This is a genomic window from Paraclostridium sordellii (assembly GCF_000953675.1).
GTDB lineage: Bacteria > Bacillota > Clostridia > Peptostreptococcales > Peptostreptococcaceae > Paraclostridium > Paraclostridium sordellii.
The window spans coordinates 1313043-1334240 of sequence record NZ_LN679998.1; the positions used below are offsets into that span (position 1 = coordinate 1313043).

Here is a 21198-nt window from a genome sequence, read left to right on the forward strand (position 1 = left end):
GTATAGGGGGATTAGGATGAGGCAAATAAAAAATACTAAATATTTATGTAATGAAAATGGTAGTTTAAACGAATATTCTATTGGATGGGGGAATATTCCATTCAAGGATTGTAGTATAAATAAAAATATATTCATAAAAAAAATATGGAATAGGTATATGTGGATTAGCAAAGAGTTTATATTAAATTTTTCTATATTTGATTTAGGATATATATCTATTTTGAATATGAGTTTTTTTGATTTAGAAAATTTTTTAAAAGTTAGTAAAAAGTATAAGTATCCTATAAGTAAAAGTATTATTTTAGATGATAAAATAAACTCATATGTACATTTTAAAAGTAGAAATAAATTTATAAATATATTAAGAAGTTCTAACTATATAAATATAGATTTTAAATGGGATGATATGGATTTAAATTCTAAGGTATATTTAGATTATGAATCTCTAAATTTAGTAGTCCCTTGGGACTGCAAGTATTTTCACTATACATCTAAGCATATGAGACTTAAGACACAAGGCTATTTAAATATAGAAAGCAAAAAATATGATTTAGATAATAGCAATTGTTTTATAGATTATGGGAGAGGTGTTTGGAATAAAAAAGCTGAGTGGGAAGGATTAATCACATGGTTTAAATCTGATAAAAATGAAAATATATCAATAAATTTGGTAGATAAATATACTGATAACACAGGGTTAAATGAAAATTGTATTAAAATAAATGATAAAATATATAAATTTAAAAGTGATATTTGCTTTAATTATGATAAAAATAAAAAATTAATAAATATAAAATCTTTAAAAAATGATGAAGTGAATTTATATTTTAAAATAATTGAAGATAATAATAAAAGTCATAACGCAATCTTTTTTAGATTTAAGGAATTTCAAAAAGTAGGTATTATATTTGGATATATAAAATATAAAGATAGGTATATAGAAGTAAAAAATACTATAGGGTGGTGTGAAAAATATTTTGCGAAATGGTGAAGAATTTAAAGAAGTAAGCTAAGTAGCCGTCAAATAATATGGAGATATTATTTAGACGGCTAAAATTATCTCATCCAAGATGGGTTGCCTGGAACAAATGGTCTTTTGCCAAATTTTTTTGTATATTCTTTTAAAACTTCACTTATCAAAGGTAGATTATCTTTAAAGGTAGTTACATTTTTAATTGAGTCTAGTTGTTGAGAAAATGGACAAACCGATATACATATTCCACAATCAGTACCAAGATATCTCCATTTTATATAGCATGATTCAGCATCTATATTCCAATTATAATTTTTATTTTCTTGAAACTTTTTATCAAGAGATAAAGATGAAGAAGGACAGTTATAGGCACACTTTTTACATATAGAGCAAAAATCATCTAGTCCAAAGTCCTTAGGTTCATCTACTTCTAACTCAAGTGTTGTAGTAACTACTCCTAATCTTATACAAGATCCATATTCTTTTGATGTAAGGATAGTATTTCTTCCTATACTACCAAGACCTGCATCTTTAGCTACTAAAACAGGCATTAAGAGGTAGTTTGAATCCATGTGATTTCTGGCATCGTATCCTAAATTTCTTATATAATAGCTAAGTATCATACCAATTATTGAAACATCTACATAAGCTTTGCTAGTTTCAACAACTTCAGCTAACATAGGTCCCCTATTAATCATATTAACATCCATTGGTACAGCAAATGCTATAGCATATTTATGGTTTGATTTAATCTCATCTCCATAAGTATTTTCATTTCTACCTCGATGTGTATAAAAGTGATAATCTTTAAGCTTTGTTACTCCTACCAATTTTGCACCGTAGTGATTAGCTAGACCTTTTAATCTTTTTGTAATTGTATATTTATCTATTTCAATTTTGCATGGACTTTTATTTCCTTCACAAAGGTGTTTAATATCACTTAGAAAGTCAAATGCTGAAGATGCCATTGGTGAATTAATTTCGTTATATGTCATAGAACCTTCACTACAAATATTTGGGCGAGAGCGTATACTATCGTCAATTAATTTTTTATCAGGATTATTTTTATAATAGTCATTATAAGAGGGGGATCCTTTTTTGTAGTTTGCTCTTGAAAATATAATATCTCTTTCATCAATTCTCTTCATAAAATATTCCTCCTTTGTTCATATACTAAGAGTATACTAGAAGAGAAGAAAAAAAGGAAAATGTTTTTTACATTTTCCTTTAGAGGTATCCGCCTTTAATAAAATTTATTTTATATAGGTCGAATCCATATACATCAAATTGTATATATTAAATTATATTAAAGTTTTACTAAAATGTTACTAAAATAATAAATTATTTTTTATTTTTTATACTTTCCTTAGCAAAACTAGTATCTACTATTTTATCGTAAGGAGCTCTTTTATCTAATTCTCCTGCCTCTTCCATAACATCCATTAAGAGATTTAAACTTTCTTCCTCAAGTATAGGTGTATGTGACCATGCATCTATAGATTTATATCTATTTATAACGGATATTAAATCTTCTTTATTAAAATCAGTAAAGAATGGTTCTATAGCATTTGCTATATCTTCAGCTGAGTTGTTTTGAACCCAAACTTGCCCTTTATAAACTGCATTTGTAAAAGATTGAATAGTATCTTTATTTTCTTTAATATAGTTTACGGGAGCTGAGTAAGCAGTGTATGGTATTAAACCGGATTCTTCACCAATAGAAGCTACTACGTATCCTTTACCTTGTTTTTCAAGCTCTAAAGCAGAAGGTTCAAATAACGCAACGTAATCTCCTTCACCTCCAGCAAATGCACCACTCATAACGTTGAATTGAATATCGGTTCTGACATTTACTTTACCATTTTGAGTATCAGTGCCTATAGTTAGACCATTTTTTTTCATAACATACTCTAATGTCATTTCAGGAACTCCACCTTTTCTACCACCTAAAACTTCTTTACCTTTTAAATCCTCAAAAGAAAAATTATCAGTATTTTCACGGGCAACTAAAAAGCTTCCATCTTTTTGAGTTAATTGAGCAAAATTTACTGCATAATTTGAATTTCCTTTATTATATACATAAATAGATGCTTCTGGCCCCATAAGTCCTATATCTGCTTCTCCAGAAAGAAGTGCAGCCATTGTTTTATCTGCTCCCTGAGTATTTATAAGATCTAATTCAATACCTTCTTCCTCAAAAAAACCTTGAGTTATAGCTGCATATTGTGGAGCATAAAATACTGAATGGGTTACCTCTGCAACAGTTAGCTTAGTTAAATTTTTAGATTTAATACTTTTAGATTTAGGAGTACATCCGATGAGAAGCAAAGATAGGCTAGTAATTAAAGTTATTAATATTATTAATTTTTTTAGCAAAAAAATCACCCCTTAAAATTAAAGATAATGTATATTATTAAAAAATAAATTGATTGGTGATAAAACTATTTTAGATATTTGTAAAAATACTATATTTACCAGGAAAATGTTTGCTTTGTGTTGATTTTGGGTATAAAAAATATAAAATAAAATTTAATATAACTTTAGGGAGGGGAAATTATGAATTACAAATATCTTATATCCAATAAAAGGTCAGTAAGAAAATTTAAAAATCAAGAAATAAAAAAATCAGATTTCAGAATAATAGAAGAATATATAAATATGTCTAAAAAACTTGTACCAGAAATAAGTACTGAAATTAAAGTTTTTAATAAAGATAAAGTTTATCCAAAACTTGATAAAATAGCAGGATATAATGGACATATGATAGAAGCACCAAACTATGTAATCATTTTATCTGATATAGATAAAGGATACATAGAAAATTCAGGATATATAGGAGAAAACTTAACTTTAAAGGCCATGGACTTAGGAATCGACTCATGTTGGGTTACCTTTAAAGAGAGTTCGCTTATAAAAGAAAAACTTGAAATTTTATCAGATAAGGAAGTTACAGCAATTATTGCACTAGGTTATGGAGATACTGTAAAAACTAAATTAGCTACTAGTGACTCATCTAGATTAGGTGTAGAAAAGATAGTTTATATAGATAAATGGGGAGAAAATGCAACCATAGAATTATTAGAAGAAAGAGGATTATTAGATGCATTTAGTTTTGCTAGAATGGCACCATCTACATTAAATAGACAACCTTGGAGATTTATAATTGATGGAGGCAAAGTGATTCTTGCAGTAAGAAAAGATGAATTTGCAAGTGAGTATGAAGGTAAAGTTGATGTAGGGATAGTTATGCTATACTTTTCATTAATAATTGATACAACTATGTTTGATTTAAAATGGACTCTAGAAAACGGTAATAGAAATTATGACGTACCAACAGATTATGAAATAATAGGATATTGTAATATATAAAAAATAACTGAGCTCAAGCCTGTTTATAACAAACTTGAACTCAGTTATTTTGTTTTTATATTAAATTTTATCTTTTACTTTTATAAATTTTTTCTGCTATATTTAAAACTTGATACATAATTAAAGCACAAAGGGCTAATACTATTACTCCCATCATTACTAAATCTAATTTGAAAACTTGGCCACCATAAACTATTAAGTACCCAAGCCCATATCTAGATACTAAGAATTCACCTACTATTACGCCAACCCAAGCCATACCTATATTAATTTTAGTTAAATTTATTAAATTTCCTATGTTAGAAGGAAATATCAATTTTGTAAGAATTTGAAGTTTTGATGCTCCAAAACTTTTAAGCATTTTGACTTTTTCCTCATCAACACTTATAAAATAATTATAGGCGGATAATATAGTAACAACAACAGATATAGTAATAGCTATAACTATTATTCCATTTAAACCAGCTCCAGCCCAAACTATTAAAATTGGTGCTAATGCTGTTTTAGGAAGTGCATTTAGTACAACCAAAAATGGATCAAGTATTTTAGACAATCTTTCTGACCACCAAAGCATTATAGCTACTAATATTCCCAAAATTGTACCAACTGCTAATCCAACTATTGTCTCATAGCTAGATATTAATATATGCTTAAACAATTCTCCATTTTGAATATATTTTATAAAAAGATTGTAAATATCACTAGGTTTGCTAAATAGAAATACATCTATTATATTAAGTCTAGCAAGTAATTCCCAAAGAGCTATAAATCCAACCAATATAAATATTTGATAAAAAAAGATTAGATTCTTTTCTTTTTTTAGCGATTTTAAATATTGTTTATGACCTTGTGATACATTATTTTGTTTCACTAGAATCAATCTCCTTCCACAAGATATTAAAATAGTCTTTAAAATTTTCAGCACTTCTTGATATTATAGGAGTTCTAGTTTCTGATATTTTTAAATCTATATTATAGATACTTTTTATAGATGCAGGACGTTTGGATAAAACTGCGACCTTATCTGACATAGAAATAGCTTCTGATATATCATGGGTAACTAAAATAGTAGATTTATTTTCATTCTTTATTATTTTATAAATATCATCACTAACTAAAATTCTTGTTTGATAATCCAAAGCAGAAAATGGCTCATCAAGCAATAACACATCAGGATTTACTGCTAAAGTACGGATAAGAGCAACTCTTTGTCTCATACCTCCAGAAAGTTCTTTTGGATACATACTTCTAAAATCCCATAAACCATAGGTTTTTAGTAATTTTTCAACAAAATTAATATATTTACTAGACTTTTTATTTTGTATTTCTAGCCCAATCAACACATTATCCATAACGTTTCTCCACTCAAGAAGATGGTCTTTTTGAAACATATATCCAACAGTTCCATCAACGAAAAAATTTCCTTCAGAAGGAATTAGTAATCCAGTTAAAATATTAAGAATAGTTGACTTTCCACTACCTGAAGGTCCTAAAAATGTTAATATTTCACCTTCATTAAGAGTAAAATTTATGTTTTTTAAAACTTCAAGTTCTCCATCTTTTGTATAAAAGGTTTTTGACAAGTTGCTGACTTTTAAAACTTCATTCATGAATATCACCTCTTTTACATGTATAATTTATAATATTAACTTCAGTTATGTTTTGTACCAAAATAAAAATATATAAGTAATTTTAATATGTACTTATATTTAAAAAAATTGTATATATGATATAATAAAAAAATTAGATGTATGTTGAAAGGAAGATATATATGAATAATAGTAAAAAATTTAAAGAGTACTTAACAAATCAAGATATAGAAGGATTAAAAAGTATACCTAAGGGAGAATTACATAATCATGGTGGCTTAGGTATGAAATTTGAAACAATATACAAATATACTGATAAACAAATAAAAAGACCAAGTGAAAATATGTATGGAATAAAAGGGTTAGACGATTTTATATTTAATGAGTATATAAATCATATAAAAACTAAAAATGATTTTTTATGGACTATTGAAGCAACTGTAAAAGAGGCTATAAATGATGGGATAACTAAACTTGAAGCAAGTATAGATTGTCATGAAATTCTTAGATTTGAAGATGAAAATGATTTTTTTAACAGTATATATAGTATAGTTGATAAGTATAACGATAAAATAGAGTTTAAACCAGAAATAGGAGTAGCAAAAAGTATAACAGATGAAAATTTAAAAAATTTAGTTTCAAAACTTATACAAAGTGGTGTATTTAGGTCTATTGATTTATATGGAGATGAAGCAATTACAGGTTTTGAAAGATATAAAGATTACTATAAATACGCAAAGACAAAAGGGTTAAAATTAAAAGCTCATGCAGGTGAGTTTTTAGGGGCTAATAATGTTAAAGAAGCTATAGAAGTTTTAAATTTAGATGAAATTCAACATGGATTTAGAGCTATAGAGGATGAATATGTTGTGGATATGATAAAAGAAAGGAACATAAGGTTAAATATATGTCCTACGAGTAATTTATATTTAAAGGCAATAGACAATATAAAAAACCATCCAGCAAAGGAACTATTTAATAAAGGTGTTGATATAAGTATAAATACAGATGATTTAATTGTGTTTGGCTCTAATGTAAGTGAAGAGTATTTAATGCTTTATAATAATAATATCTTTTCAGCTGAAGAACTAGATTTAATTAGATTAAACTCTATAAAATAAGTTATGAAGACAAAGAGTCTTCATAACTTATTTAAAAAAACTTATTATACACTATTTATAATTGGGTATAAAAATAGATATGAAAATTTATAGAAATTTAGATTAAATAAGTATAATAGGAGGTTGAAATGAGCGATTCATTTAAGATATTGATGTTAATAAGAGAAATATATTCAAAATCTATGGGAAAGATAGAAGAAAACTTAGCAGATAGTGGTCTTACACATCAGCAAATAATGGTTTTAAAATTTGTTGCACACAATAAAGAGATTAACATAAGTCAATTATGTGAAAAAATGAATTTATCAAAAGGGACTGTGTCTGGCATCGTAAACAGATTAGAACATTCAAATTATATAAAAAAGATTAAACATGATAATGATAAAAGAAATACTTATATACAGTTTGCAGATAATGGTTTAAAATTTGCTAAGGAATTTAGAATTAAAAAAGAAGAGACTTTTGATGATATTTTTGAAAATTTAAGTGAAGAAGAAATAAATAAAATTATGGATACTTTAAATTTAATAAAAGAGAGATTAAAATAATTGTTTGACAAAATAAAGTGAAGGGTATATATTTATTACATAAAAATAGTTTGCATGCAAACTTTATAGGAGGAATATATGAGTACAAAATTGATATTTGCTATAATTACGATAACCCTAGCTTTAGTATTTTATACAGTAGGTGTATTTAGTGAAAGAAAAGCCAAAAAATTGAAAAAAAGTCATGTAGTTATATTTTATTTAGGACTAATTTGTGATACAACTGGAACTTTTTTAATGAGTCAAATAGCTAAATCAGGAAATATAAATATTTCTTCTACAGCACAGACTATACATGGGGTGACAGGAACTATTGCTATATTACTTATGTTGTTTCATGCAGTTTGGGCAACTTGGGTAATTTACAAAAATGATGAAGAAAAACAACTAGTTTTTCATAAATTCAGCATAGTTGTATGGTTTTTATGGTTAATACCATATATAATTGGCGCTATTATAGGGATGATGCATTAAAAATAAAAATCTACTTAACTTATCAATAAGTTAAGTAGATTTTTATTTTTATAAACTTTTTGATAAATTTATTTTAAATGCTATAATTATTATACTAATTTATAGGAGAAATAAAAATGCAAAGTATATTAAAAAATGTAATATATCTAGACATTATAACTAGTGGAACAAATTCTAATATATCAGAGATAATTGAAATATCAGCTATAAAGATAACTGATGATAAAATTTCAAAGTTTAATACATTAATTAAACCCTTTGAAGAAGTCTCAGCAAATGTATTTGGAAACTGTAAAGATTTAAATCCAAAAGATTTAGAGAATGCTCCCACTATATATCAAATAAAAAACAAATTTTTAGAATTTATAGAGGATTACCCTATCATTTTATATAATTTAAATTTTAAAAAGAGTTTTTTGAAAAAATTTATATATTCAAATGACGAAATAAAAAATGAAGTTTTAGATATAATGGAGTTAGCTATGATATTAGAGCCTTATCATAAAGATTATAAATTTGAGTATTTATTAAATACAATTACTAAATACGATGGAAAAATAAAAAACAGAACTTTAAATAATTGCAAATTAAATATAAGAATAGTTAACGCTTTACTTTTGAGGCTATCGAAGAATGAAGAATTGAAACTAGATAAATTATATTTTAATTTAGACCAATATTTTCAAACTGCAAATCTTTCTAAATGGGATTGGAGTAAATATTTAAAAGATATAGACGAAAATTCTATTAAAGAAAATTATGTCATATATAAAGAAGATGTAAATATTGAAAAAAATAAGCATAAAGTTGATTTTATTAAATATAGAAATTCATATGAAGAGTTATTGAAAATAAAAGATCTATGGTCAAAATCAAAAAATTTTAGTTATACTTTTAGAACAAGACAGTATGAATTTACTAAATTTATTAAAGATGTTTTTCAAAGCAACAAAGAGACCCCTAAAATAGGATGTATTGAAGCACCAACAGGTATTGGTAAAAGTGTTGGATATTTAATTCCTGCAATTATGGAATCTTTATATAATAATAAAAATTTGATTATATCTACAGATACAAAAAATTTGCAAATGCAACTTATAAACAAAGACATACCAACAATTTTAAAGTCAATGAATCTACATGAAAAAGTAAAGTATGGTTGTATGAAAGGTAAAAATAATTACTTATGCAATAAAAGACTATATGAATATAGGAAAAATACTGTATTTAAAAATAAAAAAGAATTACTTCAATATATATATATTGAGAGATTAATACAAAGTGGAGATTATGGAGATATAGAAGAAATACCGGATAGTGTAAAGTTTGTATTTGAAAATATAGATGAATTAATTTATAACTTAAGATGTGAACCTGATATATGTTATCCAGAAAAGTGCATAGAAAGGTGTTTTTACAAAAAGCGTGTAAATGAATTAAAAAAAGAAAATATAACGGTTATAAATCATTCATTACTAGCAAAATGGCCATATAAAGAGCAAAAGCAACTAGACTATCTAATTATAGATGAAGCTCATAATCTTATGGAAAAAAGCTATGATTTTTTTACTCTTGAGTGCGATAGTAAAATATTGCTTAAATTAATGGAAGATCTTTATCCTCATAATGAAATAAGTCATAAAAATGTAAGCCTAATAGATAAGTTATATATAAGTTTTTCAGGTAGATTACAATTAGATCCTACTATTAGAAAAAGGCTTCAAGAAAAAATTGTTAAGGTAAAGGAACATATAGAAAATATTTTAAAAGGATGTAATAAATCACTAAAACGAGATCTATACAACCACTCGTGGGAGATAAATAGACAACAGGCTCCACTAAATGAATTTGCAAAAAATAATAATATTGATATAAGTAGTTTTATAAGGAATGAATTAAAAAGTATAGTAATATCATTAAAAGAAATTTTATCTATATTAAATTATATAATAGACCAGTGTGAAAAAGAAGGTGAAGATGATAGCTATATATTTAATAGTATAAGTGCTAAAACTACAGATATAGATAGTTTAATATCTACTATAGAAAACTTTAAAGAGGAAATTTCAGATAATTATTGTAGAGTGATGGATATAGATTTTGAATATAAATATTTTAATATAAGAGTTATACCTATTGATATAGCTGATATGTTTGAAAGTATGTTTTTAAGCAATATAAATACAGTTGTATTTTTATCTGCAACTCTTAATATAAATAATACTATGAAAAATTTTAAAAACACACTAGGCTTAAATAAACATTTTACCTATGATAGAACTATAGACTCTATATATGATTATGAAGGAAAGACAAAAATAATTGCTATGGATAAATTTCCTAAATACAATGATATAAAAGAGGATTTTGTAAGAGAAACAGCTGATTTAATAGAAAAAATTTGTTTAAACAGTAATGGACATATTTTAGCTTTATTTAACAGTAAAAATAGATTGGAAAAAGTACATGACATTCTTATTCATAACCTTAATAAACATAATATAGAACTTTATAAACATAAATCATCAGTAAATCAATTGAGGGATTTAAGCAAAAAATGTGTTGTTTTAGCATCAAAGAGCTGTTTTGAAGGAATTGATATACAGGGAGAAGGGCTAACATGTGTGATTTTAGATAAGCTTCCAAATAAAAGTTTAGATGATCCATTATACTCATCAATAAGGCGTTTTAAAAAGATTAACTATGAAGATATTAATTATCCACAATTAAGTATTAAAGTAAAACAAGCTTATGGTAGACTTATAAGAAGTAAGTATGATTATGGATATTTTATTATTTTAGATATTGGAAACAATAACAAAACATTTAATAAACTTCAAACTGATTTACATAATTGTAATATACAAAAGATGGATAAATCATGTTTAGTTAACAGTGTGGCAAGAGACTTTAAGAACTGGAAGGTAAAAACATTTAAAGAAATTCTTAAAGATATAAATTGCAATATATACAATGAAGATGATATTTTAATAAAAAATGGAAAAGAAATAAGAAAAATAGATTTTATAAATCAAGAAGTTGCAAAGAGAAATATATCTTTATTTATTAGATATATAGATAGTAAAAATAAAAAAATAAAAATTTCATATAAATAAGTAAAGCCTCTGTGTTTAGTTAAAAATCAAAAACTAAATATAGAGGCTTTACTATTGATTTTAATTGTAAGAAGCTATATAAAAAAGAAATTTTAATAATAGTTTTATATTTATACTTGAAAAAAATGATTAAGAATATTATAATCTAATTAAGTAATTACTTAAGTAAAAAAGAGGTTAATATGGAAAAGTTAGCTAAAAAATTTAAAGCTTTAAGTGATGAAACTAGATTAAAGGTTCTTTTACTAGTTTCGAAGAGGGATATATGCCAAAAGGGTATATCTAAATACTTAGGCATAACTGATTCATCAGTTTCTCAGCATGTAAAAATATTGAAAGAAGCTGAGATAATTACTGGATATAAAGAAGGTTATTATGTGTTTTACCATGTAAATGAAGATGCATTTGATGAATGTATAACCTTTTTTGGATCTGTTGGAAAAACAAATAGTGATATTTTAAAAAAATCAAATATTAACTTGGACACTACTGATTGTACAAAAAATTGTAAATCATTTAAAAAGTGTTGTAAAAGAAGGGAGATTTAATTATGAAAATTTGCATACCTGTAGAATTAAATGAAGGATTAGAAAGTAAACCATTTGGACACTTTGGTTCAGCTCCTATGTTTTTAGTTTATAATTCAGAAAACAAAGAGTTATCAAAACTAGATAATGGAGATTTAGAACATGAACATGGTAAATGCCAACCTATAAAAGCATTATTAGGAAATGTAGTAGATGCAGTTATAGTAGGAGGAATAGGTCAAGGGGCAATAGTAAAACTAAATTCTATGGGAGTAAAAGTATATAAAGCTAATGCTGATACAGTTGGACAAAATATAAAATTATTTGAAGAAAATAAATTAGAAGAGTTCCCAAGTAACCATACTTGTTCTCATGATGGTTGCGGTCATCACTAAAATTAAATATAGTAATAGAAACATAAATTTGTTAATATTTAAATAGAAAGAGTGTGAACTTATAATAAGTTCACACTCTTTCTATTTAAATATTAAGAATATAGGAGTAATACAAATATGAGGATGCTTTTTAAGTATGCGCTAGAATATAAGTGGCATTTTTTTGCAAGGGTAATAACCATATCACTAGTAGCGCTAGCAAGTATATGTTTTGATTTTATGATGGGATTTATCGTAGATATATTTTCAAATGGGGAGGTTGAAAAATTCATACCTATAATTATAGTTACAGTAACACTCATAATTGTTATGTTTTTAGCTGAGTATTTAGATGGATTAGTAATGTCTAAATATATAAAAAATACTGTTAATTATTTAAGATGTGATATATTTTCTAAAATAATAAGTAAAGATATTAAGAACTTTTCATTAGATAATAGTGGAAAATATATCTCTATACTATATAATGATGTAAAATTAATCGAAGACAGTTTTTTAAATAATATATTTTTAGTTATATCATCATTATTGTCTTTTATAATTTCATTATGTGCACTTTTTTATATAAGTCCTTACATAGTAATATTTATAGTGATATTTGGAATATTAGGATTTATAATTCCAAATAGATTGTCTAAAAAGTTAATAATACAAAAAAATGAATATTCTAAAAGTCTAGAAGATATAACATCTATAACTAAAGATTTATTTTCGGGTTTTGAGGTTATTAAATGTTTTAATATAACAAAGAAAATGAACAAAATATTTATAGATAATTCTTTAAAAGTTGAAAATGCAAAAAGAGAATCATCTATACTAGAAGCATTAATAAAAGGATTTTCTTTATCTTTTAGTGTAACTATATACTTAGGCGTTTTAATATTAGGTGGATATTTAATGTATAAGAAAAATATATCCGTAGGTACAGCTATAATAATAATTCAATTGAGTACACATATCGTAGGACCTGTTAAAACAAGTATATCTTTGATAAACCAGATAAAATCAGTAACTTTAATATCAGAAAAAATTAAAACTATATTAGATTCACCAAATGAAAATTTAGAAAATGAAAGTTTGGAAGATTTTAAACAATGTATAAACGTTGAAAATGTTAAATTTTCATATTCAAAAGATAGATTAGCATTGGATAATATAAATTTAACCTTTGAAAAAAATAAAAAATATGCAATTGTAGGTGAAAGTGGATGTGGGAAAAGTACACTAATAAAGATGATAATGAGATATTATACTAAATATGAAGGAAATATAGTTATAGATAACAAAAACTTAAATAGTATATATAGTTCAGATTTATATAAAAATATATCTATGATACAACAAAATGTTTTTATGTTTGATGATTCTATTAAAGAAAATATTAAACTTTTCTCTAATCATAGTGATGATGAGGTTATAAAAAGCTGTGATAGAGCAGGGCTAATGGGACTAATAAATAGACTTGGGAATGGAATAGATTCCTTAGCTGGTGAAAATGGAAATAGGCTATCTGGAGGAGAAAAACAAAGAGTAGCAATTGCAAGGGCATTAATTAATAAAGCAAAAGTACTTATATTAGATGAGTCTACTTCTGCACTAGACAATGAAACAGCATATAATTTGGAAAAATCATTACTTGAATTAAAAGATTTGACTATGATTGTTGTAACACATAAGCTTATAAAAAGTTTGCTAATAAGCTATGACGAAATTATAGTTATGAAAGATGGAAAAGTAATTGAAATAGGAAATTTTGAAAAACTAATAAATTTAAAGGGATATTTTTATAGCTTATATTATATACAAAATGAAAATAATATTTAATAATAAGTTTTTTTGATATGAAATAAATTTTCTTTGTTTTAATTAGGAATTTATTGGTATATATAAAAATAACAAAAAATTAAATATGGAGGCTTAATATGTTTTCAAGAGCAGAATTAAAAAATGGAGCAAAAGATCAATTAAGAGGAAAATGGCTATTAGCAGTTTTAGTTTTTATTTGCTATTCGGTTATATTACAGTTAATAAATATAGATCTTACAAATTCAATGGAAGGATCAATGCTTGGGATATCTTTAAATATAGTAGGGTTATTAGTTTTTGGATCTATTGAAGTTGGTATGTGCAGATTTACTTTAAAACTAGCTCATAAAGATGAGACTACTCAATTTAATGATTTATTTTCAGGATTTGACGTATTTATAAAAGCATTAGTAATGAATTTAATAATAAGTGTATGTGTAGTAATTGGGTCAATGCTATTTATTATACCTGGTATAATATTTGGAATAATGTTCTCTCAAGCCAATTATATATTAGCCGAAAATCCAGAGCAATCAGCTATAGAATGTATAAAAGAAAGTATTAATATGATGAAAGGTTACAAATTTCACTTCTTTGTACTTCAATTAAGCTTTATAGGATGGTTAATATTAGCTTCAATACCATTTGGAATAGGTTTGTTATGGTATGTTCCTTACTATCAAATGACAATGGCTAATTTTTATTTATTAGTAAAGGGTAATTATAAAAGAATGAATGAATTTAGTTATGATTATAAAGATAATAATGAAATATAATAAAATAGACTATTTTTAATAGTCTATTTTATTATATTGTAATAAAGTCGAATAAATGATATATTTTAATTAAAAACTAAAATAAATGAGGATTTTGTATGTATTTGCCGAATAAAATTACTAGTGTACTAGCTAAAATAGATAAACCTTATGAAGTTAAATATATAGATGGAAAAATTATTGACGTTTATATTAAGGAAAAAGATATAAAAATAGAAGCATCAAGTAAAGGATTTTGTATAAATTTAAAAGGAGGGCCTATATTTTTTAATGATTTAAAGAATATAGAACCACTTCTTATAAAAATGAATGCAATAGAAAATAAAAAGCATAAATTAAAAAAAGAAAATACAAAAAAAGATCCATTAGTAGAATTGTTTTCTAAACAAAAAAATAATTTTTCTGTAGAGTATGAAAACTTTAGAGTATTATCTATAAAAATGTATAATCCAAGCTTTACTATAAAGAAAACTGGAGTAGGATATGCTATGGAAGTAAATAATGAAAGTATATCTATAGATAGCATGGCATCTTTAAAAAAATTACTTACAAAGATGAATGTAATAGAAAAAGATAAAAAAATTAATCAAGAAGCAAAAAATAAAATTTTATTTGAACAACTTACTATAAACCTAGATGAATATAAATAAAAAGGAGTAATAATTATGGGATGTCCAAATTGTAAATGTAATAAAAATAAAATTAGCGAAGAAGAATATAATGAACTTAAAGAATACTTAGAGGAAACAATTAAAGATTTTAAAGTAATAGATTACATTGATGAAGACAATAAATCTAATAGATTTGTAGAAGTAGAATTTGAAGACTATATACTAGAAGTAGAAAATATTGATACTGATAATTTGAATTTAGAAAACCTAATCGATATAATAATACAAAATAAAATGGTTTAAAGTAAAAAAATTATTTTAAAATTAAATTTATTTATTTTAAAAGTTCCTTTAATTAGGAACTTTTTTGTTGATTTTATGTAAAAATAATTTTTGTATAAATAAAACTTATAATGACAAGATCAAATATAGATTTTATCTATTTTACAAGAAAATGCAATTTATTTATAATTAAAGATAAATGAAATTATGCTATGGAGGAAAAATTATGACAAAACAATCAAGAGTAGAAGAAATAAGAAAAATAGCAGAAGGGTACTTTGAAAGAGGAGAATTTTACTGTTCAGAAGCTGTAGTAAAAACTATAAATGATGAACTTGGTAAACCTTTTGGAGATGACGTAACTAAGTTAGCATCAGGATTTCCTATTGGTATTGGAAAATCAGGATGTTTATGTGGAGCAGTAAGTGGAGGTGTAATGGCACTTGGAATGGTTTATGGAAGATGTCATAAAGAACCTATGAATGACAAAATGTTTACTGCATCTGCAGATTTACATGATCACATAAAGAAACTATATAAAAGTACTTGTTGTAGAGTTATTACTAGAAATTTTGAATTTCAATCACCAGAGAGAAAAGCTCATTGTATAAAAATAACTGGAGAGGTAGCAGCATATATAGCCGAAAAATTAATTGAAGATGATCAATTAAAGTAATAGGTGAGTATATATGAAAACTATAAGAAAAGAAATTTCTAAAAGCGATTTTCAAAATATACCAATAGCTATAGCGGGTATATCACTTGGATTTATGAGTATATCAACGGCTCTTGTAGAGTTTAATATATTTTGGGTTAGACATTTAGCTGTTATATTTTCTAGCATATCTATATTAATTTTACTAATGAAAACTTTCCTACATCCTAAACAAGTTTGGAAAGAACTTAAAAATCCATTAGCTGGAAGTATATATCCAACTATTTCTATGACTATTATGTTAATAGCTGTATATATAGTCAAACTTAACCTTCAATTTGCAAAAGTATTGTGGATAGGTGCAACAATTCTACATTTAGTCATTTTTATTATGTTTACTGTACATATGTTAAGAAATTTTAAAATAACAAATATGCTTCCTAGCTGGTTTATATCAACGGTAGGTATAGGATTAGCAGCAGTTACTAGTAAACCTATGGAAATGCCATACTTATCAAGAGCTATATTTTATTATTCTTTAATATTATTTATTGTACTAGGGATTATAATGACATATAGACTTATTTTTATGGAAAAATTAGAAGGAAATAAAAAGTTTACATTAATGATAATGACTGCTCCAGCTAATATTTGTTTGGCGGGATACTTGGCGGTATATGAAAAACCAAATATTGTTTTATTACAAATTCTAGCTTTACTAGGATATGCATCAATAATATATAGTTTCATATTATTACCTAGATTAATAAATACTAAATTCACTCTTGCTTTAGCTCCTTTAACATTTCCATTAGGTATAGGAGTTACTGCAGCTCAAAGGTATATAAAGTATTTAAATAGTATCGGCTCAGGAATGGAAGAAATTTTAAGGTATATTTTATATATACAAGTGATTGTATCGGTTGCTGTTATAGGATATATAGTAATTAAAACTATTGCTTTATTTGTTAAAGAATTTATATTAATTGAAAAGAAATTAGAACGTATAGATTAGATAATTAGGCTAAATATTTAATAAGTTTAAGGTGTAGCATATAAATGCTACACCTTTTTTAATATATATCTAAATTTAAATTAATAAATTATAGCTATATATTAACAACAATAAGACTAAAAATAGGCAAATTGCTTTACTAACTATAGATAAACTTATAGAAAATAAATACTTAAATCTATCAGGTAATACGGAAAAAACTATGAAAATAAATAGTCAAATTAAGAAAAATATAACTAACATAGTATTTACCTACCTATTGTTTGACATTATATTTTCTATGAAGTTCTGATTTTATTATAACCCTTTAAAAAAATTATATTTAATATTTAAAAATTTTAAATTACATAATAATAACTATAATGCGTATGAAAGCTAAAAATGTATAAAAATGTATATAATCATTAATTATTGAGGAAACTTGCGAAAAGGTGATTTAAACATATATATTGAATTTTTATAAAGTATAAATTTTTAATGAAGGGATAGATAAATGTGAAATTATTAAAAAAAATAGTAATATTAGTCTGTTTATCATCTATGCTAGTTGGATTTAATATAGGATATAAAGAAAAACAAGATAGGTTGAATATACAAAATATAAATAATATAAAAATTAAAGAAATACAAGAAGATAATAATCAATTTAAAATATCTAAAATGGATGAAGATAATACGGTTAATATAAGTTATTTAAGAGACGATGTAACTCTTAAAACAGGAATAACGGAAGATGAAATGAGAGAAGTGTTAATAAATACAACTGGGGCAAAAACTATGTCTCATTTAGCAAAAGCTTTTGTAGATGCAGAAAACTTATATGGAGTAAATGCATTTTTTATGGCTGGTGTAGTTGCACTTGAGAGTGGATTTGCAACTTCAAGAAGAGCTATAGAAGATAACAATTTAACAGGATATGAAGTATATAATGATGATTCTGAAGGAAAGTTATTTACAAGTCAATATGAGTCTATACTACAAACTGCAAAACATTTAAAAGAAAACTATCTAACTAAAGATTCAATTTATTATAATGGATTATCCGTAGATGCAGTTCAAATTAATTATTGTCCTGATGAGGGATTAAATAAAAATTGGAATGGAAAAGTTAATGAACTAGCAAATTCATTTTTAAATACGTACAAAGTCTTATATGAATTTGATAAAAAATAAACTAAGGTTAATTAACCTTAGTTTATTTTTAGGCTTAATAAAGGATAAAAATATAAATAGAATAATAATCTAATTTATTTATAAAAATTTAATTTATAAAATAGCTTTTTACCTTTTTATAGTTTTCACTTGTATTAAACATAAAAGAGTCAGAATTAAAATTCACAATAATTTCTGAGTTTAATAAAAAATCATTTATATAAATAAAATTTTTATCTCCGTATAAAATGGATTTTATTATATTAGGCAAATAAGCCTTAAACATTTCATATTTAAGTTTTATTTCATAAGGGAAATATCCCTTTAAATAAATATATAAACATAGTGTATATTTATTTTTATTTATTAGAATCCATTCTCCTAAAACTTCATTTCTTAAAGTAAAGTCAATTTTATTATAATTATAAAAATTAGCTATATCTAAAAATGAATTATTTAAATCAAAATCATATCTTAGAGTATATTTTCTATATTTTATTTGAGAATTAATAATATCTGAATTTATAAAATTTACTTTTAATTTATTAGGATTGAAGTTCATAAAAACACCACCTATATATTAGTAAATAATAAAATATATTCCTAAATTTATAAAAGTATAATAAAAAGTTCTTATTTATATAAAAATAATAAAGAATATAAAATGTTTTAAGAAAGGATAAGCTATGAAAAATTTTAAGACAATAATAATTACAGCGATTATAGCTATACTTTTACCAACTAATATATGTTTTTCACAAGAAAAAGTAGAAAAGCTTATGCCTTCTGCTGAAGTGGTATTTGTAAATTTAAACTTAAAGTTTCCGATAGTTCAGAGCAAATTAAGTAAAGATAGTGATTTTGAAGAGGACGATGTAATTTTATCTGTAATTTCACTTAGTAAAAAGAAGGTCTATGATTTAAACGATTTAACAGAACTTTATAAACAAGAAGATGAAAAAGTTTTAGTTAGATTTATAAGAGATAAAAAAGAAAATTCACAAGTATTTACAGCTACTGATTTTAGAGGAATATACTTAAGCTTTGTTCAACAATTTTGTGGAACTATAACTGCTATTAAAGAAGATGGAAGTTTTGTTGGATTAAGTCATAATATAGAAGGATCAGAAGCTGCTCAAAGTACACAAGTTTATGAAACTTCATATGTTCATTCTATAAAAGCAAAATTATTTAATAGTGGGGGATTAAAACCACATATAAAAGAAGGTAAAGATGGAAAATTAAATTATATGGGAGATATAGAAGGGTATAGTGACTATGGAGTACATGGAAAGTTAAAAGAAAATAAATTTAATTCAAACAAAGCAATGGAAATAGGAAGACCTAAAAAAGGAACTGCATATATTTATTGTAAATCACCAATAACAAATGAAAAAAAATTACACGAAATAGAAATAGTAAAAGTATATAAAGACGGAGCAAAAATAAAAGTTAAAGACAAAGAATTAAAGGAATATAGAGGCGGAGTTATAGGTGGAATGAGTGGATCTCCAATTATACAAGATAATAAATTAGTAGGTGGAGTAAGATCTAGTTATATATATAATCACAAAGTTGGATTTATATCTAATATAGATTATATGTTAAATCCAAATTTAAGTAGTAAATAATTATGAAAATAATTAAATTAACACTTATACTTTGCTTGTCAATTTGTATGATTGGATTTAATAAATTAGACTTATTAGATGAAAATAATCCTAAGTGGGATATAGATAGTGATAAAGATGGTTTACCAGATGCTTTTGAAGAATTAATAGGTACAGACAAATATAATTTTGATAGTGATAAAGACAATATAAATGATGAAGAAGAAATAAAACTAGGACTTGATCCTAATGTTAGAGATTTAAATAGAAATTATCATTATAAGCTTAATAATAAATATATAAGTGATAATTTTGATTTAAATAATAAAATAAATGTAACGGAAAAAATGATATTTGAAAGTTGTCAAATTGCAAGTGAAAAGTTTTATGAAAATCCTACAGGTAAAACTGTAGGAGAAGTTTTTTTAGATAAATATAAATCTATAAAAAATTTTAAAATAATAAGATTTGAAAGTGGTGAAAATGGCTTTGGAGCAATTGCACTTAATTTAGGCGATAGCATTATAGTCTCATATAAGCCAACTAGAAGCTTTAGAGATTGGATTGAAAACTTTACAACTCAATTTATGCCTCACCCTCAAAGAGGATATGCTATAGAGTTCACAGAGCCAATTATAAATAAAAATGTACAAATATATACATGTGGACATTCTTTAGGAGGATTATTAGCTCAGTATGTAACCTATGATTTAGTAAATAAAGGTTATAAGAATATTAAAACTATAACATTTAATTCTGCCAATAGTTTTAATCCTAAACATATGCAAGGGAAATATGCACCTCCTATAATAAAGTCAAGCTTAGTAAAGGATTATATTAATGCATATATAGATGTAATTAATCAAAAAGATGAAGGTTATATAGTTGATTTGACTAGTATAAATAAATTTTTAATTAAAAGTATTGATTACAATGGATTTGTAGATATAAATAATCATAAATTTAAAGAAAGTGATTTTGAAGATTACGAAGAAATAGTAACAAATTATATAACATGTAATGATCCTTTATACTTAACTATAAATGGTGGATATTTAGGTAAATGCAATATAGTTAATATGAATTGTGGAAATTTAGACTTTAAAAGAGACATACAAGAACTAATAAAATTTCATGATTTAAAAAATTTTTCAAAAATAATTGAAAATTGATATCATT

22 protein-coding genes are annotated in these 21198 nt (G+C 24.6%); 17 read left to right on the forward strand and 5 right to left on the reverse strand.

Going from position 1 to position 21198, the window contains the following annotated elements; all coding sequences use genetic code 11:
• The first annotated feature begins 16 nt into the window (after positions 1–16).
• The gene (locus ATCC9714_RS06365; protein ID WP_057544764.1) at positions 17–991 is read left to right on the forward strand and encodes a DUF2804 family protein; all 975 of its coding nucleotides are present in this window, start codon (positions 17–19) and stop codon (positions 989–991) included.
• Between the two features lie 65 nt (positions 992–1056).
• Here the strand turns inward: ATCC9714_RS06365 and ATCC9714_RS06370 are convergent, their stop codons facing one another.
• Positions 1057–2121 (reverse strand): 4Fe-4S dicluster domain-containing protein, encoded by a 1065-nt coding sequence (locus ATCC9714_RS06370; protein ID WP_057544765.1) that lies wholly within the window; start codon positions 2119–2121, stop codon positions 1057–1059.
• 193 nt (positions 2122–2314) lie between these two features.
• Positions 2315–3358: an ABC transporter substrate-binding protein gene (locus ATCC9714_RS06375; RefSeq protein WP_334291097.1), complete on the reverse strand. Its 1044-nt coding sequence runs from the start codon at positions 3356–3358 to the stop codon at positions 2315–2317.
• Between the two features lie 171 nt (positions 3359–3529).
• On the opposite strand from ATCC9714_RS06375, the gene ATCC9714_RS06380 reads away from it, so the two are divergent.
• Positions 3530–4342, forward strand: coding sequence for a nitroreductase family protein (locus tag ATCC9714_RS06380; protein WP_057544767.1), 813 nt, complete (start codon positions 3530–3532; stop codon positions 4340–4342).
• Between the two features lie 67 nt (positions 4343–4409).
• On the opposite strand, the gene ATCC9714_RS06385 is transcribed toward ATCC9714_RS06380, so the two are convergent.
• The gene (locus ATCC9714_RS06385; protein ID WP_057544768.1) at positions 4410–5213 is read right to left on the reverse strand and encodes an ABC transporter permease; all 804 of its coding nucleotides are present in this window, start codon (positions 5211–5213) and stop codon (positions 4410–4412) included.
• The gene (locus ATCC9714_RS06390) at positions 5200–5952 is read right to left on the reverse strand and encodes an ABC transporter ATP-binding protein (protein ID WP_057574285.1); all 753 of its coding nucleotides are present in this window, start codon (positions 5950–5952) and stop codon (positions 5200–5202) included. The genes ATCC9714_RS06385 and ATCC9714_RS06390 overlap by 14 nt, the downstream gene beginning before the upstream one ends.
• A gap of 161 nt (positions 5953–6113) precedes the next feature.
• On the opposite strand from ATCC9714_RS06390, the gene ATCC9714_RS06395 reads away from it, so the two are divergent.
• From ATCC9714_RS06395 to ATCC9714_RS06455, 13 genes are all read left to right on the forward strand, one after another.
• Positions 6114–7052, forward strand: a complete 939-nt coding sequence (locus ATCC9714_RS06395) for an amidohydrolase family protein (RefSeq protein ID WP_021124072.1) — start codon at positions 6114–6116, stop codon at positions 7050–7052.
• 128 nt (positions 7053–7180) lie between these two features.
• Positions 7181–7600, forward strand: a complete 420-nt coding sequence (locus tag ATCC9714_RS06400) for a MarR family winged helix-turn-helix transcriptional regulator (RefSeq protein ID WP_021124073.1) — start codon at positions 7181–7183, stop codon at positions 7598–7600.
• A gap of 78 nt (positions 7601–7678) precedes the next feature.
• Entirely contained in the window at positions 7679–8074 is a 396-nt protein-coding gene (locus ATCC9714_RS06405) for an HsmA family protein (protein WP_021124074.1), read from the forward strand.
• 116 nt (positions 8075–8190) lie between these two features.
• On the forward strand, positions 8191–11190 hold the full coding sequence (locus ATCC9714_RS06410; protein ID WP_057544782.1) for a helicase C-terminal domain-containing protein: 3000 nt from the start codon (positions 8191–8193) through the stop codon (positions 11188–11190).
• 182 nt (positions 11191–11372) lie between these two features.
• Positions 11373–11738: an ArsR/SmtB family transcription factor gene (locus ATCC9714_RS06415; RefSeq protein WP_021124079.1), complete on the forward strand. Its 366-nt coding sequence runs from the start codon at positions 11373–11375 to the stop codon at positions 11736–11738.
• 2 nt (positions 11739–11740) lie between these two features.
• On the forward strand, positions 11741–12112 hold the full coding sequence (locus ATCC9714_RS06420) for a NifB/NifX family molybdenum-iron cluster-binding protein (RefSeq protein WP_021124080.1): 372 nt from the start codon (positions 11741–11743) through the stop codon (positions 12110–12112).
• 117 nt (positions 12113–12229) lie between these two features.
• A complete protein-coding gene (locus ATCC9714_RS06425) occupies positions 12230–13936 on the forward strand; it encodes an ABC transporter ATP-binding protein (RefSeq protein ID WP_057544783.1) in 1707 nt (568 codons plus the stop codon).
• A gap of 98 nt (positions 13937–14034) precedes the next feature.
• The gene (locus ATCC9714_RS06430) at positions 14035–14694 is read left to right on the forward strand and encodes a DUF975 family protein (RefSeq protein ID WP_057544784.1); all 660 of its coding nucleotides are present in this window, start codon (positions 14035–14037) and stop codon (positions 14692–14694) included.
• Between the two features lie 98 nt (positions 14695–14792).
• Complete coding sequence (locus tag ATCC9714_RS06435) at positions 14793–15344, forward strand: hypothetical protein (protein WP_054629699.1); 552 nt, start codon at positions 14793–14795, stop codon at positions 15342–15344.
• A 15-nt stretch (positions 15345–15359) separates the two neighbouring features.
• Positions 15360–15608, forward strand: coding sequence for a hypothetical protein (locus ATCC9714_RS06440; RefSeq protein WP_021124087.1), 249 nt, complete (start codon positions 15360–15362; stop codon positions 15606–15608).
• Positions 15609–15813: 205 nt separating this feature from the next.
• Positions 15814–16263: a C-GCAxxG-C-C family protein gene (locus ATCC9714_RS06445; RefSeq protein ID WP_021124088.1), complete on the forward strand. Its 450-nt coding sequence runs from the start codon at positions 15814–15816 to the stop codon at positions 16261–16263.
• A 13-nt stretch (positions 16264–16276) separates the two neighbouring features.
• Positions 16277–17257, forward strand: coding sequence for a TDT family transporter (locus ATCC9714_RS06450; RefSeq protein ID WP_021124089.1), 981 nt, complete (start codon positions 16277–16279; stop codon positions 17255–17257).
• 495 nt (positions 17258–17752) lie between these two features.
• Entirely contained in the window at positions 17753–18430 is a 678-nt protein-coding gene (locus ATCC9714_RS06455; RefSeq protein WP_057544785.1) for a glucosaminidase domain-containing protein, read from the forward strand.
• Positions 18431–18518: 88 nt separating this feature from the next.
• Here ATCC9714_RS06455 and ATCC9714_RS06460 read toward each other — a convergent pair whose 3' ends face one another.
• The gene (locus ATCC9714_RS06460; RefSeq protein WP_021124091.1) at positions 18519–18971 is read right to left on the reverse strand and encodes a staygreen family protein; all 453 of its coding nucleotides are present in this window, start codon (positions 18969–18971) and stop codon (positions 18519–18521) included.
• Between the two features lie 124 nt (positions 18972–19095).
• Here ATCC9714_RS06460 and ATCC9714_RS06465 point away from each other — a divergent pair, with 124 nt between their 5' ends.
• Both ATCC9714_RS06465 and ATCC9714_RS06470 read left to right on the forward strand, forming a co-directional pair.
• Positions 19096–20040: a SpoIVB peptidase S55 domain-containing protein gene (locus ATCC9714_RS06465; protein WP_057544786.1), complete on the forward strand. Its 945-nt coding sequence runs from the start codon at positions 19096–19098 to the stop codon at positions 20038–20040.
• Positions 20041–20042: 2 nt separating this feature from the next.
• Positions 20043–21191, forward strand: a complete 1149-nt coding sequence (locus ATCC9714_RS06470; protein WP_057544787.1) for a lipase family protein — start codon at positions 20043–20045, stop codon at positions 21189–21191.
• Positions 21192–21198 lie beyond the last annotated feature (7 nt).

What these genes read in the sequence shown, in the direction of transcription:
- ATCC9714_RS06365 (WP_057544764.1), top strand. Translation starts at nt 17, where the DNA reads ATGAGGCAAATAAAAAATACTAAATATTTATGTAATGAAAATGGTAGT.
- ATCC9714_RS06370 (WP_057544765.1), bottom strand. Translation starts at nt 2,121, where the DNA reads ATGAAGAGAATTGATGAAAGAGATATTATATTTTCAAGAGCAAACTAC.
- ATCC9714_RS06380 (WP_057544767.1), top strand. Translation starts at nt 3,530, where the DNA reads ATGAATTACAAATATCTTATATCCAATAAAAGGTCAGTAAGAAAATTT.
- ATCC9714_RS06390 (WP_057574285.1), bottom strand. Translation starts at nt 5,952, where the DNA reads ATGAATGAAGTTTTAAAAGTCAGCAACTTGTCAAAAACCTTTTATACA.
- ATCC9714_RS06395 (WP_021124072.1), top strand. Translation starts at nt 6,114, where the DNA reads ATGAATAATAGTAAAAAATTTAAAGAGTACTTAACAAATCAAGATATA.
- ATCC9714_RS06400 (WP_021124073.1), top strand. Translation starts at nt 7,181, where the DNA reads ATGAGCGATTCATTTAAGATATTGATGTTAATAAGAGAAATATATTCA.
- ATCC9714_RS06405 (WP_021124074.1), top strand. Translation starts at nt 7,679, where the DNA reads ATGAGTACAAAATTGATATTTGCTATAATTACGATAACCCTAGCTTTA.
- ATCC9714_RS06410 (WP_057544782.1), top strand. Translation starts at nt 8,191, where the DNA reads ATGCAAAGTATATTAAAAAATGTAATATATCTAGACATTATAACTAGT.
- ATCC9714_RS06415 (WP_021124079.1), top strand. Translation starts at nt 11,373, where the DNA reads ATGGAAAAGTTAGCTAAAAAATTTAAAGCTTTAAGTGATGAAACTAGA.
- ATCC9714_RS06420 (WP_021124080.1), top strand. Translation starts at nt 11,741, where the DNA reads ATGAAAATTTGCATACCTGTAGAATTAAATGAAGGATTAGAAAGTAAA.
- ATCC9714_RS06425 (WP_057544783.1), top strand. Translation starts at nt 12,230, where the DNA reads ATGAGGATGCTTTTTAAGTATGCGCTAGAATATAAGTGGCATTTTTTT.
- ATCC9714_RS06430 (WP_057544784.1), top strand. Translation starts at nt 14,035, where the DNA reads ATGTTTTCAAGAGCAGAATTAAAAAATGGAGCAAAAGATCAATTAAGA.
- ATCC9714_RS06435 (WP_054629699.1), top strand. Translation starts at nt 14,793, where the DNA reads ATGTATTTGCCGAATAAAATTACTAGTGTACTAGCTAAAATAGATAAA.
- ATCC9714_RS06440 (WP_021124087.1), top strand. Translation starts at nt 15,360, where the DNA reads ATGGGATGTCCAAATTGTAAATGTAATAAAAATAAAATTAGCGAAGAA.
- ATCC9714_RS06445 (WP_021124088.1), top strand. Translation starts at nt 15,814, where the DNA reads ATGACAAAACAATCAAGAGTAGAAGAAATAAGAAAAATAGCAGAAGGG.
- ATCC9714_RS06450 (WP_021124089.1), top strand. Translation starts at nt 16,277, where the DNA reads ATGAAAACTATAAGAAAAGAAATTTCTAAAAGCGATTTTCAAAATATA.
- ATCC9714_RS06460 (WP_021124091.1), bottom strand. Translation starts at nt 18,971, where the DNA reads ATGAACTTCAATCCTAATAAATTAAAAGTAAATTTTATAAATTCAGAT.
- ATCC9714_RS06465 (WP_057544786.1), top strand. Translation starts at nt 19,096, where the DNA reads ATGAAAAATTTTAAGACAATAATAATTACAGCGATTATAGCTATACTT.
- ATCC9714_RS06470 (WP_057544787.1), top strand. Translation starts at nt 20,043, where the DNA reads ATGAAAATAATTAAATTAACACTTATACTTTGCTTGTCAATTTGTATG.